The 15,092-nt window shown below is 68.6% G+C and carries 16 protein-coding genes; 10 read left to right on the forward strand and 6 right to left on the reverse strand.

The window, feature by feature from the left end; all coding sequences use genetic code 11:
* Nucleotides 1–54 precede the first annotated feature (54 nt).
* The 6 genes from manA to ABZ824_RS30950 form a co-directional block, all read right to left on the reverse strand.
* Nucleotides 55–1,275 (reverse strand): mannose-6-phosphate isomerase, class I, encoded by a 1,221-nt coding sequence (manA, locus tag ABZ824_RS30925; RefSeq protein WP_356967336.1) that lies wholly within the window; start codon nt 1,273–1,275, stop codon nt 55–57.
* Nucleotides 1,275–2,477, reverse strand: a complete 1,203-nt coding sequence (locus tag ABZ824_RS30930) for a tobH protein (protein WP_355077157.1) — start codon at nt 2,475–2,477, stop codon at nt 1,275–1,277. Before ABZ824_RS30930 ends, manA begins: the two co-directional genes overlap by 1 nt.
* A gap of 118 nt (nt 2,478–2,595) precedes the next feature.
* The gene (locus tag ABZ824_RS30935) at nt 2,596–3,972 is read right to left on the reverse strand and encodes a phosphomannomutase/phosphoglucomutase (RefSeq protein WP_356967338.1); all 1,377 of its coding nucleotides are present in this window, start codon (nt 3,970–3,972) and stop codon (nt 2,596–2,598) included.
* Nucleotides 3,973–4,024: 52 nt separating this feature from the next.
* Complete coding sequence (locus tag ABZ824_RS30940) at nt 4,025–4,414, reverse strand: DUF3499 domain-containing protein (protein ID WP_195046620.1); 390 nt, start codon at nt 4,412–4,414, stop codon at nt 4,025–4,027.
* Between the two features lie 288 nt (nt 4,415–4,702).
* Complete coding sequence (locus ABZ824_RS30945; protein ID WP_168434228.1) at nt 4,703–5,182, reverse strand: metallopeptidase family protein; 480 nt, start codon at nt 5,180–5,182, stop codon at nt 4,703–4,705.
* A 124-nt stretch (nt 5,183–5,306) separates the two neighbouring features.
* Nucleotides 5,307–5,540, reverse strand: coding sequence for a WhiB family transcriptional regulator (locus ABZ824_RS30950; protein ID WP_029901515.1), 234 nt, complete (start codon nt 5,538–5,540; stop codon nt 5,307–5,309).
* Nucleotides 5,541–6,077: 537 nt separating this feature from the next.
* Between ABZ824_RS30950 and cofD the strand changes: the two genes are divergently transcribed.
* The 10 genes from cofD to ABZ824_RS31000 all read left to right on the forward strand — a co-directional run bounded on the left by cofD (nt 6,078) and on the right by ABZ824_RS31000 (nt 15,077).
* Nucleotides 6,078–7,031: a 2-phospho-L-lactate transferase gene (gene cofD / locus ABZ824_RS30955; protein WP_355077377.1), complete on the forward strand. Its 954-nt coding sequence runs from the start codon at nt 6,078–6,080 to the stop codon at nt 7,029–7,031.
* The gene (locus tag ABZ824_RS30960) at nt 7,028–8,374 is read left to right on the forward strand and encodes a coenzyme F420-0:L-glutamate ligase (protein ID WP_356967341.1); all 1,347 of its coding nucleotides are present in this window, start codon (nt 7,028–7,030) and stop codon (nt 8,372–8,374) included. Before cofD ends, ABZ824_RS30960 begins: the two co-directional genes overlap by 4 nt.
* Before the next feature lie 34 nt (nt 8,375–8,408).
* Entirely contained in the window at nt 8,409–8,927 is a 519-nt protein-coding gene (locus ABZ824_RS30965) for an NUDIX domain-containing protein (protein WP_356967343.1), read from the forward strand.
* A gap of 186 nt (nt 8,928–9,113) precedes the next feature.
* A complete protein-coding gene (locus ABZ824_RS30970; protein WP_355077149.1) occupies nt 9,114–10,373 on the forward strand; it encodes an alkane 1-monooxygenase in 1,260 nt (419 codons plus the stop codon).
* Nucleotides 10,370–10,543, forward strand: a complete 174-nt coding sequence (locus ABZ824_RS30975; protein ID WP_355077148.1) for a rubredoxin — start codon at nt 10,370–10,372, stop codon at nt 10,541–10,543. Before ABZ824_RS30970 ends, ABZ824_RS30975 begins: the two co-directional genes overlap by 4 nt.
* Entirely contained in the window at nt 10,540–10,722 is a 183-nt protein-coding gene (locus ABZ824_RS30980) for a rubredoxin (RefSeq protein WP_355077147.1), read from the forward strand. The genes ABZ824_RS30975 and ABZ824_RS30980 overlap by 4 nt, the downstream gene beginning before the upstream one ends.
* 40 nt (nt 10,723–10,762) lie before the next feature.
* Nucleotides 10,763–11,383 (forward strand): TetR family transcriptional regulator, encoded by a 621-nt coding sequence (locus ABZ824_RS30985; RefSeq protein ID WP_355077145.1) that lies wholly within the window; start codon nt 10,763–10,765, stop codon nt 11,381–11,383.
* Nucleotides 11,384–11,573: 190 nt separating this feature from the next.
* Nucleotides 11,574–12,710 carry an alkane 1-monooxygenase gene (locus ABZ824_RS30990; protein ID WP_356967346.1) on the forward strand — a complete coding sequence of 379 codons (1,137 nt, stop codon included), beginning with the start codon at nt 11,574–11,576 and terminating at the stop codon, nt 12,708–12,710.
* Nucleotides 12,711–12,815: 105 nt separating this feature from the next.
* Nucleotides 12,816–14,294, forward strand: a complete 1,479-nt coding sequence (gene ahcY / locus ABZ824_RS30995) for an adenosylhomocysteinase (RefSeq protein ID WP_355077141.1) — start codon at nt 12,816–12,818, stop codon at nt 14,292–14,294.
* A 135-nt stretch (nt 14,295–14,429) separates the two neighbouring features.
* Nucleotides 14,430–15,077 (forward strand): dTMP kinase, encoded by a 648-nt coding sequence (locus ABZ824_RS31000; protein WP_356967349.1) that lies wholly within the window; start codon nt 14,430–14,432, stop codon nt 15,075–15,077.
* Nucleotides 15,078–15,092: the final 15 nt, after the last annotated feature.

Raw genomic sequence — 15,092 nt, forward strand, 5'->3', positions numbered from 1 at the left:
TTCGAGATACCCGCGAACAGACTAGGACACCTGGAATCCGGCGTTCCGGATCGGTCAGCCGGTCGCGCCGACGGACGCGCAGAACAGCTGGACGTCGCCGTCCACCGCTTGGGCGCGAATATCGGTGTCCACGGCGGAGATCCACGCCGCGCCACCCCGGGTGAGCTCCAGCGACGAGTCGTTGCGGAACAGCCGCACCGTCCCCGCGGTGCACAGCACGATGCCCGGTCCCGCCGCGGTCAGCGGCACCCGGGCGGAACCCGCGACCAGGTCGAAGCGGCGCAGCGCGAACTCCGGTGCGGGCGTGCGATAGCGCACCGACCCGTCACCGGCGGGCTCGGGTAACACGGCAGGCAAGTCGATCGGCTCGAAATCCAGCACCCGCAACAGTTCCGGCACGTCGACGTGCTTGGGGGTGAGCCCGCCGCGCAGCACGTTGTCGGAGTTGGCCATGATCTCCACGCCCACCCCGCGCAGGTAGGCGTGCAGATTGCCGGCCGCGAGGAACAATCCTTGGCCCGGCTCCAGGGTCACCCGGTTCAGCAGCAGCACCGCCAGCACGCCCGCGTCGCCCGGATAGGCCTCGGCCAATTCGAGGGTCGTGCGCGCCTCGGCCGTGAACTCACGGGCGCCTTTGCCCGACAGATACCGCACGCAGCCGTCGAGCACCTCGGGCAGCAGCGTGGTCAGCACGTGGTGCGGCAGCGTGATCCAGGTGGTGAACAGTGTGCGCAGGCCCGCCTTGTCCGGTTGCGCGGCAAGCAGTTCGCAGTAGGGGCGCAATCCGTCCACCGCCAGTGCGCGCAGCAGTGCGACGGTGCGGTGCGGATCGCGGAAACCGGCCAGCGCCTCGAACCGGTCCAGCGCGACGACCAGCTCGGGCTTGTGGTTCTCGTCGCGGTAGTTGCGCAGTGGGGAGTCCAGCGGCACCTTCGCCTGGTTCTCCCGCGCGAAGCCGGCCCGCGCCTGCTCCGTGCTCGGGTGCGCCTGCAGCGACAGCGGCTCCTCTGCGGCCAGGATCTTGAGCAGGAACGGCAGCTTCTCGTCGAATCGTTCTGCGGCCGAGCCCAGTTCCCGGCTCGGGTCGGCGGCGATCAGTTCCAGCAGCGAGGTGGTGCGGTCACCGGTTTTCACGTGCGCCGGATCGGCCGGGTGGGCGCCGAACCACAGTTCGGCCTCCGGATGCGCCGACGGCACCGGCCTGCCGCACAGCTGAGCGAGCGCGGTGCGCGAGCCCCAGGCATACGAGCGCAGCGCACCAACGAGTTCGTGCACTAGTAGCTTCCCCCGTACTGCCCCTGGCTGTCGGCCGGAGCCGTCCGCGAGCCGAGCAGCCGCAGGTAGGCGGCGGCCATCTCCAATCGCAGCGCGAGCACCGCGAGCTGTTCGAGTTCGGTGCCGTTCGCCTGCGCGGACTCCTCGGCATGGGTCTGCGCGGGCGCGGCGGGGTCGGTCATCTCGGTGTGCAGCAGGTCGACGTCGGCGTTCACCAGATCGGCGTCCACCAGGTTCCCGCCCTCGCCACCGAACACCGCGATGCGACGGCGTGCCGCCGCCCGATCGCGATCGGCGCTGAGCACGAACACTCGGACGCGCTCAACCGGCGCGGGCCCGTCCAACTCCTCGTCGTGGAACATCGGGTCGAAGTCGGGCGCGGATTCGCCTGCCGCTTCGGCCATCCGGGTCCGCGCGGCCACGGCCTCGGCCAGATCCACCGCGGTGGCGACCTTGCCCGCGGACTGCAACAGCACCTCGGCGCCGTGCTCGGCCAGTTCGGCGGCGGCGGGCGAATCGCCCGCGAGCACGATGCCCCGCTGCTGCATCCGGGCGGCCAGCGTCTTGGCGGGGTTGTGGAAGACCTCGTTGTGCGGGCCGTCGCGTAGCGCCTCCGCGTCCAGCACGTCGGCCAGGTCGGCGAGTTCCGGGACCGCGGCGCCGGTGCGCTGGGGGTCGACCGCGCGCAGGACCGCGATTCCGGCGGCCAGGAAGCGCAACAGGCGGTTGTACCCGAGAACTTGGACCCTCGGTTCCAGGACGGCGGCGCGTCCGGCCGCGGCGGCGCGCAGCGGCCCCTCGTGCGGCGCGGCGACGACCACCTCGGCGCCGCGACGCAGCGCCCGGTCGACGGCGTCGATCAGGCGCGGATCACCCGCGTCGTCACCGGAGACCAGGACGACGTCCAGCGGCCCCACCCACGGCGGCAGGGCGGCGGCGGGCACGACGGGTAGGCCCGCGCGGTCGCCGAGCGCGGCCACGAGCAGTCCGGCGGCACGTGCGGCGCGTCCGGAACCGGAGACCAGCACCACGCTGCGCGGTCGCAGATCGGCCAGCCGGGCCAGCGCGTCCTCACCGACGGCCGCCGCGGTGGCACGCACCTGGGCGCCGCCAGAGGCGGCCGAGCGAAGGGCGCCGCCTGCGTCGGCGGCTTCGAGTGAAGCGGCATCGTCGAGGTCGAGCACCGGTGTTCCAGCGATCATCGGGCGTTCCACCTCCCCTCATCGCGCTGTGTCTTTTCCGCCCCCGCGCCCACCCGGTCCAGCTGCCACACCGAGACCGAGTCGGGCGAATCCAAGGCCTGTGATTCCACTATTCCAGTCAGGACCGCACGATGCTCAGGATCTCGGTCACGAGTGCGTCTACTTCCTCCGCCGATCGGGCCTCGACGTTCAGCCGGAGCAACGGCTCGGTGTTCGACGCGCGCAGGTTGAACCAGGCGTTGTCGGCCAATTGCACGGTCACCCCGTCCAGCCGGTCCACCGAGTGCGCCCGGTCGGCGAAGGCGTCCACCACGGCCAGCGTCCTCTCCTCGGCGTCGGCGACGGTGGAGTTGATCTCGCCGGAGGCCGCGTAGGTGGCGTAGGACGCCATCAGTTCCGACACCGGCCGATCCTTCTCGCCCAGCGCGGCCAGCACGTGCAACGCCGCGAGCATTCCGGAGTCGGCGCCCCAGAAGTCGCGGAAGTAGTAGTGCGCGGAGTGTTCGCCGCCGAACACCGCTCCGGTGGCGGCCATCTCCTGCTTGATGAAAGAGTGGCCGACCCGGGTGCGTACCGGCGTTCCGCCCAGTTCGTGCACCAGCTCCGGTACCGCGCGGGAGGTGATCAGGTTGTGGATGATCACCGCGCCGGGCTCCTTGGCCAGTTCGCGCTCGGCGACCAGAGCGGTGATCGCCGACGGCGCCACCGGGTCGCCGTTCTCGTCCACCACGAAGCAACGGTCGGCGTCGCCGTCGAAGGCGAGGCCGATGTCCGCGCCGGACTCGCGGACCAGCTTCTGCAGGTCCACCAGGTTCGCCGGGTCCAGCGGGTTGGCCTCGTGGTTCGGGAAGGTGCCGTCCAGCTCGAAGTACAGCGGCACGATCGTCACCTGGGGCAGCGTGCCCAGCACCGCGGGCACCGTGTACCCGCCCATGCCGTTGCCCGCGTCCACCGCGATGGTGAGCGGGCGGATATCGCCCAGATCCACCAGGCCGCGCAGGAAGTCGGCGTACTCGGTGAGCAGGTTCGATTCGGTCGCGCTGCCGCGCTCGCCCTGGTACGCGGGCACGCCGTCGACGAGTTCGTTCTTGATGGCGGCCAGGCCGGTGTCCTGCCCGACCGGAAGGGCCTTGGCGCGGCACAGCTTGATGCCGTTGTAGCGGGCCGGGTTGTGGCTGGCGGTGAACATGGCGCCGGGGCAGTCCAGGCGGCCGGAGGCGAAGTACAGCTGGTCGGTCGAGGCGAGACCGATGTGCACCACGTCGAGGCCCTGGCCGAGCACGCCGTCGGCGAAGGCGGCCGACAGCTCGGGGGAGGAATCCCGCATGTCGTGACCGATGACGATCCGGTTCGCGCCCTCGGCGCGCATCAGCCGTGCGAAGGAGGCGCCGACGTCCCTGACGAATTCCGCGTCGATCTGATCACCGACCACACCGCGAACGTCGTAGGCCTTGATCACCGCGTTCACGAATTCGGCAGAGCGGGCGACTGTCATGCCCAATACCCTAGTGGTTGCGCCGGACCGGTCCGACACCGTCCTCGTCCGATCAGGACGGCGGGTCGGGCAGCACGCGCAGATGGCCGCGGCGACCCGTTCGTGTGGTGCGCGGCGGCGGGGGAGCGTAGTCGCGATAGCCACGCTGTTCGCGCTCCGGTGGGCGGCGGCGCAACCCCGCCTCCCGCACCGCCTCCGCCAGCGCGGTCAGGTCGTCGTCGTCCGGTGTGCTGGAGGAGAATCCGCCTTCGTGGCGAACGAGTTCCCAACCCTTCGGAGCGGTGATGCGTGAGCCGTGCGTTTCGCAGAGATCCCAGGAGTGCGGTTCGGCGACCGTCGCGAGTGGTCCGACCACCGCCGTCGAGTCCGAGTACACATAGGTGAGCGTCGCGACGGCCGGATTCTTGCAGCCTGGTCGGCAGCAACGACGCATGGGAATCACGCCGATGAGAGTAACCCCCCTGGCGCGTCGATGGGGACAGACACGCTTGAAGAATCTCGGTCCGTGCGTCGCGGAACGAGGGCAGCACGACGTCCCACAGGGCCGTGACGGGCCCCGCGGTGATCTGGACGACTTCGCCGTACGCGCTGGCGACGGTGTCGCCGGTGCGCGACATCGGTGGTGCGTCGCGGCGTGGGTTCACGGAGTACCCAGCCGGTGACCGGCCTACACGCCCGCGCCTGCCCCGCAACGGCATTCGGGAGCCGCCGCCACCCGGATGGGTGCGATTCACTCCGCTTCCGGGTCGATCACGTCCGGATCGACGCCGAGGTAGGTCGCGACCTGCTGGACCAGGACTTCGCGCAACAGATCCACCAGGTCGTCGGGGTCGCTGGCGCGCAGCTCGAGCGGCTTGCGGAACAGCACCACCCGCGCCCTGGTCGCCGCCCCGTGCCGGTCGACGCCCGCCGGGATGAGCCGGGAGAGGGGAACCGGGCCGTCGGCCACGACCTCGTCCGGCCAGGTGACCGAATCGGGGTGCAGCGGACGGATTTTCGGAACGTCGTCGACCGCGATGTCGAGCTTGGTGAGCCGGTCGTGCCAGCGGGAGTCCAAGGGGGCGAACGCCTCCAGCACCAGCCGGTCGAACTTCTGGCCTCGGGTCCGCCAAGCGGGCACGGTGGGTGGCAGCATCGGCCCGCGCACTCCGCGGCCGCGGCGGATCACCGACCGCGCGGTCGGCGGTCGACGCTTACGGGAACGTGCCATGAGAGAAAATCTAGGCCAGTCGGCTCCGGTCGTCCGCATCGAGGCGGTCGGGAACTGTCCGGTCGTGTCGCGCGTGCCCGGAGCGCCACGGTGGACGGGCGGCTCCGGGCATCGCGGATGTCTGTCAGCCGATGCCGCGCTTGAGGCGGCGGCGCTCCCGCTCGGAGAGGCCGCCCCAGATGCCGAAGCGCTCATCGTGCGCGAGCGCGTACTCCAGGCACTCGTCGCGTACCTCGCAACCCATGCAGATCCGCTTGGCCTCGCGGGTCGAGCCGCCCTTCTCGGGGAAGAACGCCTCCGGATCGGTCTGCGCGCACAGGGCGCGCTCCTGCCACTGCTCTTCGATGGATTCGAACATCTCGTCGAAGCCGGTCACGACCAGGCTGAGCCGGGGCGCCGTGACTCCGTCACCCCCCTCTTGGTCCTTCCAGCCGCCGTTATCTGCGCAGACGCCACGTGCTGCGCCTGCTGTGGAATCGGTCGGCGAGACCATCTCGTTGGCCATCGCTCCGCCTCCTCACTGTGTGTTAGCGCAGAATGATTCTTTCCGTCGGACCAACACGCATACCGACGGCCATACCCCGCGACGTTGTCCCGCGGACGTCCCCGAGCTTGTCACACCGATGCGAACACTTGTTCGAAATGCCGTTCGCGCGTTGATCTCTCGCGCGAACCCGGAATGACATGTCTGTGATTAGACACGCCGGACGCTGCGATGGTCAAGCCGCCGTCGCTATTCCGTTACTATCCGCAGCCGCATTCCGAGTCCCTCTTGTGATCTGCGATAGCAAATGTATAGCAAATTTGCCGCGAACGGGAGCCTTCGCGTCAGCGCATAGGCTGTGCGGATGTGACTGGACAACAAGCGGACGCCACGCTCGCGAACGGACCCCGGATCGCCGTGCTGGTCGGCGGTGTCGGTGGCGCGCGTTTCCTTCAGGGCGTCAGGGAGCTGCTGCCCGAGGCGGACGTCTCCGCGATCGTGAACGTCGGCGACGACGTCTGGATGCATGGGCTCAAGATCTGCCCCGACCTCGACACCTGCATGTATACCCTCGGCGGCGGCATCGATACGGAGCGCGGCTGGGGCCGGGTCGGCGAGACCTGGCACGCCAAGGAGGAGCTCGCGAAATATCATGCCCAACCGGACTGGTTCGGCTTGGGGGACCGCGATATCGCCACGCATCTGATCCGCACCGAAATGTTACGCGCCGGATACCGGCTCTCCACGGTCACCGAGGCGCTGTGCAACCGGTGGCAGCCGGGCGTGAAACTGATCCCGGCAACCGACGATCGCTGTGAAACGCATGTCGTGGTGTCGGATCCGGACAAGCCTGGCGAACGGCGCGCGATCCATTTTCAAGAGTGGTGGGTTCGCTACCGCGCGAACATCGACACCCATGGATTCGCCACAATTGGCGCCGATGAAGCCAAACCTGCCCCAAATGTGATCAATATCATAGAATCCGCCGACGTGGTCCTCCTCGCGCCGTCGAACCCCGTCGTGAGCATCGGCGCCATCCTCGCCGTGCCCGGCATCCGGGGCGCGCTGCGCACCACCCCGGCGAAGGTGATCGGCGTGTCCGGCGTGATCGACGGCAAGCCGCTGCGCGGTATGGCCGACGAGTGCCTGTCGGTCATCGGCGTGGAGACGACGGCCGAGGCGATCGGCAGGCACTACGGCGCACGCTCCGCCACCGGCATCCTGGACGGCTGGCTGATCCACAGCACCGACACCGCCGAGGTGCCAGGGGTCGAGGTGCGTAGCGTGCCGTTGTTGATGACCGACCCGCCGACCACCGCCGAAATGGTGCGTCAGGCGCTGGATCTCGCTGGAGTCGCCCTGTGAGCACACCGACCGACCACGCGGCCGGAGAGCTGCGCATCCTGCCCGTCACCGGGCTGCCCGAATTCCGGCCCGGCGACGACCTCGCCGAGCACATCGCCCGCTGCGCGCCCTGGCTGGCTCACGGTGACGTGCTGGTGGTCACGAGCAAGATCGTCGCCAAGGTCGAGGGACGCATCGTGGAAGCGCCGCTGGACCCCGAGGAGCGCGACGCGGCCCGGCGCAGGCTCGTCGACCAGGAGGCGGTGCGGGTGCTCGCCCGCAAGGGCCGCACTCTGATCACCGAGAACAAGCTGGGCATCGTGCAGGCGGCCTCCGGTGTCGACGGCTCGAACGTGGAGAAGGGCGAGCTCGTGCTGCTGCCCACCGACCCGGACGCCAGCGCCAAGGCGCTGCGCGCCGCACTCGCCGAACGGCTGGGCGTGACGGTCGCGGTGCTCGTCACCGACACGATGGGCCGAGCCTGGCGCAACGGGCAGACCGACGCGGCCATCGGCGCCGCGGGCTTGCGGGTGCTGCACGACTACGCGGGCGCGGTCGACGGGCAGGGCAACGAGCTTTTCGTCACCCAGGTGGCCGTGGCGGACGAGCTGGCCGCCGCCGCGGACCTGGTCAAGGGCAAACTCGGGGGTGTCCCGGTCGCCGTGGTGCGCGGGCTGCCGATCGTCGACGACGGATCGGGCGCCGCCGATCTCCTGCGCGGCGGCACCGACGACCTGTTCTGGCTGGGCACCGCGGAGGCCATCGAACGCGGTCGCAAGGAGGCGATTCTCCTGCGTCGCTCGATTCGCCAGTTCGCCGACGTGCCGGTCGATCCCGAACGGATCCGCTCGGCCGTGTCGGTCGCGCTGACCGCGCCCGCTCCGCACCACACCCGCCCCGTGCGGTTCGTGTGGCTGCGCACGCCGGAGCTGCGCGCACGTCTGCTCGAGGCGATGGCGGAGAAATGGCGCACCGATCTGACCGCGGACGGGCTGTCGCCGGAGCGGATCGAGCGCAGGGTCGCGCGTGGGCGCATACTGTTCGACGCACCCGAGGTGATCATTCCGTTCTGTGTGCCGGACGGCGCGCACGACTATCCGGACGAGCGCAGGCGAGCGAACGAACGCACCATGTTCACCGTCGCGGTGGGCGCGGCGGTGCAGGGCCTGCTGGTCGCCTTGGCCACCGAGGGCATCGGCAGCTGCTGGATCGGGTCGACGATCTTCGCCCCCGAGGTCACCCGGGACGTGCTGGGCGTGGCCGAGGACTGGAGTCCGCTGGGCGCCATCGCCATCGGTCATCCGCTCGAAGAGCCGACCCCGCGGCAGCCCGCGGGCGCGGGGTCCGGGCTGGTCGAGCTGTGAAGCGCCTCGATTCCGCAGTGCGAGAGTGTCGCCGGTGAGCGTGGAGTCGCTGCACGCTTCGGCCACCGAGTTGCTCGAGACTTGGTGTCCCGGAACAGATCCGGAGCGATCGCTGCGGGAAGCGATGCTGGCCTTCCTCGGTTCGGCCCCGCGTGGTTGCCTGCGTGAGCACGCGCCGGGCCACATCACCGCCTCCGCGGTCGTCTTCTCCCACGACGGCCGCGAGGTGCTGCTCACTCTGCACCCGCGGGTCGGACGCTGGATTCAGCTCGGCGGCCACTGCGAAGAGCGGGACGAGACGGTCGCCGGGGCCGCGTTGCGCGAAGCGACCGAGGAATCCGGCATCGCGCACCTACGGCTGGAGCCAGGGCTCTACGGCGCCCAAGCGCATCCGATCACCTGCTCGCTCGGCGTCCCCACCAGACACCTCGACCTGCTGTTCCGCATCACCGCCCCCGCGGGCGCGATCCCGGTTCGCAGCCACGAATCCACCGACCTGCGCTGGTGGCCGGTGAACGCCCTACCCGCCGACGCCGACGTGCTGCTGCGCTGAGTCGGTCCCTTCATTCCACGCCGAGCCCCGGGCGGAGTTGTCTCCGGCCGGGGCTCGGTTCGTTGGACCCGGAGGAAGTTTACAAATTGCGTGATTTGTCTAGACAAGCGACAAATGTCCGTATATCGTCCAGAAGTGAGGTAATGCACGTCACATGTGGCGTGCCCTTCGGGAATGGAGACAACGATGTCGACGCACGCGGACATGTCCGCTCAGCCGGTGGAGGTGCCGGCCTGGCGGGATCGCAAGCGCTACATGTGGCTGTGGGGCTTGTTCGCTCCGGCCGGCCTGTTCATCATCGGTCTGCCGCTGATCTGGGGGCTGAACGAGTTGGGCTGGCATCGCCTCGCGCAGGTGCCGTTCTGGCTCGGGCCCATCCTGATCTACGTGTTGATCCCGATCGCGGACATCTTCTTCGGCCCGGACGGCGACAACCCGCCGGACGAGGTGATGGAGTACCTGGAGAACGACAAGTACTACCGCTACCTCACCTACCTGTACCTGCCGTTCCAATACGCCTCGCTGGTGATGGCGGCCTATCTGATCACCGCCGACGACGTGAGCTGGCTCGGCATCGATGGCGGGCTGCACTTGGTGGACAAGATCGGGCTGGCGATCACGGTCGGCATGATCGGCGGCATCGGCATCAACACCGCACACGAACTCGGCCACAAGAAGGTGGACCTGGAGCGCTGGCTGTCGCGGATCGCGCTGGCCCAGTCCTTCTACGGGCACTTCTACATCGAGCACAACCGCGGCCACCACGTGCGCGTCGCGACGCCCGAGGACCCGGCGAGTTCCCGTGTGGGCGAGACGTTCTGGGCCTTCTGGCCGCGCACGGTATGGGGCAGCCTGAAGTCGTCCTGGCAGCTGGAGAAGGCCCGGCTGGACCGGCTCGGCAAGAAGCCGTGGAGTCTGCGCAACGAAGTACTCAGCGCCTGGCTGATGTCGGCGGTGCTGTTCGCGACCTTGGTCGCGGTGTTCGGCATCGAGTTGCTGCCGTACCTGATCCTGCAAGCCGTGGTGGGCTTCAGCCTGCTGGAGGCGGTCAACTACCTGGAGCACTACGGCCTGGTGCGGCAGCGCACGGCGAGCGGCCGGTACGAGCGCCCCGCGCCGGTGCACAGCTGGAACAGCGACCACATAGTCACCAATATCTTCCTGTACCACCTGCAGCGGCACAGCGATCATCACGCCTATCCGACCCGCCGCTACCAGACGCTGCGCAGCTGGGACGGGGCGCCCAACCTGCCGAGCGGCTATGCCAGCATGATCATGCTCGCCTACTTCCCGCCGCTGTGGCGTCGCGTCATGGACAAGCGCGTACTCGCGCACTACGACGGCGACATCACCCGGGCCAACATAGATCCCGGCAAGCGGGAGAAAGTGCTGGCGCGCTACGGCTCGGGTCGGGCGGAAAACGCTGCCGGAAAGGACGCGGCGTGAAAGCGTATCGCTGCCCCGTCTGTGACTACGTCTTCGACGAGGCGAAAGGTGAGCCGCACGAAGGTTTTCCGCCGGGCACCCGGTGGGAGACGGTGCCGGACGACTGGTGCTGCCCGGATTGCGGCGTGCGGGAGAAGATCGACTTCGAACCGATAGGGGCCACGAAATGAACGAGTACAAGCTTTATCAGTGCATCCAGTGCGGCTTCGAATACGACGAAGCCGAGGGCTGGCCGGAGGACGGCATCGCGCCGGGAACCCGCTGGGACGACATTCCCGACGACTGGACCTGTCCGGACTGCGGCGCCGCCAAGGCGGATTTCTTCATGGTCGAAATCGAACGGTCGTGAGATTTTGACTGCGGCAGGCGCCCGTGACAGTGTCGCGGGTATGCCGCGCACCGGAACCAGGATTCCCTACCAGGAGGCCGCGCGGGACCTGCTGCGGACGTCGGTCCTGGACGCGATGCGCGAGCTGCTCACCGAGCGGGATTGGTCCAAGATCACGCTCGGCGACGTCGCGGCCAGGGCGGGCGTGAGCAGGCAGACCCTGTACAACGAGTTCGGTTCACGCGGCGGCCTCACCCAGGCCTACGCCCTGCGCCTGGCCGACTTCCTGGTCGATCACGTCGACGCCGCCATCAACGGCAACGTCGGTGACGTCCGCGCGGCGTTCCGCGACGGCATGGCGAACTTCTTCTTCGACGCGGCCTCCGACCCGCTGGTGCAGTCGCTGGTCGCGGGCGAGGTGAAGCTGGATCTGCTGCGCCTGATCACCCTGGACGCGGGGCCGTTGCTCGAGCACGCGACCGCGCGGCTGTCGCGCGCCTTCCAGTACAGCTGGGTGGCGTCGACGGCGGCCGAATCGGACGTCATCGCGCACGCGCTGGTGCGGATCGCCCTCAGTTACATCCCCACTCCGCCCGGTCCGGGGCGGGACGCGCCCGCGGAATTGAGCGCGCTGCTGAGTCCCTACGTCGAAGCGATCCTGGCCGCGCGGGTGCAGAGCTGAGCCCGCGCGGGCAACCGGCGCGCGACTGGCGCATATGCAGCACATTGAAAACCGACTGCGTAGCTTGTAATAGCGATCATGTCTCAACCCACCACTTGGTTGTAACAGACAACAACTCAAGAAGTATTCTCATGCGACGGTGTTCGGGTCTTCTTCGAGTGGGGCAAAAGTGCAAACGGTTGGCAAACCCGTGGGATCGCCCGATCCCAAACGCCATCTGTGGGTCCTCGGCTTGCTTCCGCCTGCGTCCGCGTTGCTGCCCTCGCAGTTGGTGCTGCACACCGGCATCCCGATCTTCTGGTGGATCGGCCCGATCATCGTGCTGATCGTGATCCCGGTGCTGGACTGGTCGATCGGCGTGGACGGCAACAATCCGAGGGACGAGGACTACGAGCGGCTCTCCAACGACCGGTACTACCGGTGGTGCACCTACCTGATGCTCCCCGTGCAGCTGATCGGCTTGGTGATCGCGAGTTACATGTGGGCCGGGGACGAACTGAGCGTGGTCGACAAGCTGGGTCTGGCCGCCACTCTCGGATTCGTCAGCGGTATCGGCATCAACGCCGCCCACGAGCTCGGGCACCGGGTCGAGCGCCTGGAGCGCTGGCTGGCCAAGATCGCGCTCGCCCAGTCCGGATACGGGCACTTCTTCGTCGAGCACAATCGCGGCCATCACGTGCGGGTGGCTACTCCGGAGGATCCGGCCAGCGCGCGCCTCGGCGAGTCGCTGTGGGAGTTCTTGCCGCGCAGCGTGTCCGGAAGTTTCCGCTCGGCGATCGTCTTGGAGCGCGAGCGGCTCGCACGCAAGGGCAAGGGTTGGTGGAGCGTGCAGAACCACATCCTGCAGGCCTGGTCGATGACGCTCGTGCTGTTCGGCGCCTTGGTCGCGGCGTTCGGCTACCAGGTGCTGCCCTGGCTGCTGCTGCAGGCCGTGATCGGCTTCGGCCTGCTGGAGACGGTGAACTACGTCGAGCACTACGGCCTGCTGCGGCCGCGCCGCCCGAACGGCATGTACGCCCGCTGCTCGCCGCGCGACAGCTGGAACAGCGACCATCTGGTCACCAACATCTTCCTGTTCCACCTGCAGCGGCACAGCGATCACCACGCCAACCCGGGCCGCCGCTACCAGACGCTGCGCACCTCCGAGCAGGCCCCGCAACTGCCCGCGGGCTACGCCGCCATGATCGTGCTGGCCGCCGTCCCGCCGCTGTGGCGGCGGATCATGGACGGCCGCGTGCTCGCCCACTACGGCGGCGACATCACACTGGCGAACATTCAGCCGCGTAAGCGGCGTCGCATCCTGGCGGCCCGCGGCGTCACGGCGTGAGCCGAGTCCGAGGCCGGTCCGCCCGTCGGAGGGACGGCCGCGTAAACCGCACCCCGTCGTGAGCGACTAGCCTTGCCTCGGTACTTGCCGAACCAGGAGAGGCTGATGACCACCTCAGAACTTCGCACGTCGTTGACCGCCGATGTCCGCAACGGCATCGACTACAAGGTGGCGGATCTGTCGCTGGCCGATTTCGGCCGCAAAGAGATCCGTCTGGCCGAACACGAGATGCCCGGTCTGATGGCGCTGCGCCGTGAGTACGCCGAGGTGCGGCCGCTGCAGGGCGCGCGCATCTCCGGCTCGCTGCACATGACCGTGCAGACCGCGGTGCTGATCGAGACCCTGACCAGCCTCGGCGCCGAGGTCCGCTGGGCCTCCTGCAACATCTTCTCCACCCAGGACCACGCGGCGGCCGCCGTGGTCGTCGGCCCCAACGGCACCGTCGAGGAGCCGAAGGGCACCCCGGTGTTCGCCTGGAAGGGCGAGACCCTGGAGGAGTACTGGTGGGCCGCCGAGCAGATGCTCACCTGGCCGGGCGAGCCGGCCAATATGATCCTCGACGACGGCGGCGACGCCACCATGCTCGTGCTGCGCGGCGCGCAGTTCGAGAAGTCGGGCGTGGTGCCGCCGGAGGACGAGGACCACTCGGCCGAGTACAAGGTCTTCTTGAACCTGCTGCGCGAGCGCTTCGAGTCCGATCGCGGCAAGTGGAGCAAGATCGCCGAATCGGTGCGGGGCGTCACCGAGGAGACCACCACCGGCGTGCTGCGGCTCTACCAGTTCGCGGCGGCGGGCGAACTGGTGTTCCCCGCGATCAACGTCAACGACTCGGTCACCAAGAGCAAGTTCGACAACAAGTACGGCACCCGCCACTCGCTGATCGACGGCATCAACCGCGGCACCGACGTGCTCATCGGCGGCAAGAAGATATTGATCTGCGGCTACGGCGATGTCGGCAAGGGCTGCGCGGAATCGCTTGCCGGACAGGGCGCCCGGGTGCAGGTCACCGAGATCGACCCGATCAACGCGCTGCAGGCGCTGATGGACGGCTACGACGTGGTGACCGTGGAGAAGGCGATCGGCGAGGCCGACATCGTCATCACCGCGACCGGCAACAAGGACATCATCACCCTCGACCACATGAAGGCGATGAAGGACCAGGCCATCCTCGGCAACATCGGTCACTTCGACAACGAGATCGACATGGCGGCGCTGGAGCGTTCCGGCGCAACGAAATTGACGATCAAGCCGCAGGTCGACCTGTGGACGTTCAAGGAGACCGGCCGCTCGATCCTGGTGCTGTCGGAGGGGCGTCTGCTCAACCTCGGCAACGCGACCGGCCACCCGTCGTTCGTGATGTCGAACAGCTTCTCCAACCAGGTGATCGCGCAGATCGAGCTGTGGACCAAGCCGGAGGAGTACGACAACGAGGTCTACCGGCTGCCGAAGCACCTGGACGAAAAGGTCGCGCGCATCCACGTCGAAGCGCTCGGCGGCGAGCTGACCAAGCTCACCAAGGACCAGGCCGAGTACATCGGCGTCGACGTCGAGGGCCCGTACAAGCCGGATCACTACCGCTACTGAACGCGCTGCCGGTGTCCCCGCCTACGGTCGGCGGGACACCGGCGCCCTTCACCTCGCGCCCGCCCGCAGCGCCCGGCATCCACGCTGGTCAGCCGCTGCGGGCGTCCGGTGTGAGGCGGGGTAGTGTGCCTGGTCATGGGAGTGCTGATAGCGGTCGAAGGGCTCGACGGCGCGGGTAAGCGGACGCTGATCGAGCGGGTGGTCGCCGATCTGCGTGGTCGCGGACTGCGCGTCGCGACGATGGCCTTCCCGCGCTACCGCGTCTCGGTGCACGCCGATCTGGCCGCCGAGGCGCTGCGCGGCGCGCACGGCGACCTCGCGGGCTCGGTCAGCGGCATGGCTCTGCTGTTCGCGCTGGACCGCGCGGACGCCGCGGACGAGCTGTCGAAACTGTTGGCCGACAACGACGTTGTGCTACTCGATCGCTATGTCGCTTCCAACGCCGCCTATTCGGCCGCCCGGCTGGGGCAGTCGGCGGACGGCGAAATCGTTACATGGGTGGGCGAATTGGAGTTCGGCAGATTCGCTCTGCCCGAGCCCGCGCTGCAAGTGTTGCTGGACGTGCCCACCGAGCTCGCCGCCGAGCGTGCCCGCAGGCGTGGCGAACTCGACGCCGAACGCGCGCTCGACGCCTACGAACGCGACGGCGGTCTGCAGCATCGCACCGGCGCGGTGTACCGTGAGCTGGCCGAACGCGACTGGCGCGGACCCTGGTGGACATACCGATCCGACGACGGTCCGGCGACGCTGGCCGCGCGCATCGCCGAAATCGTTGGTCGATAAGGTTGGTTGTGCCGC

Origin of the sequence: Nocardia sp. NPDC047038 (assembly GCF_040644075.1) — a bacterium.
Lineage (GTDB): Bacteria > Actinomycetota > Actinomycetes > Mycobacteriales > Mycobacteriaceae > Nocardia > Nocardia sichangensis.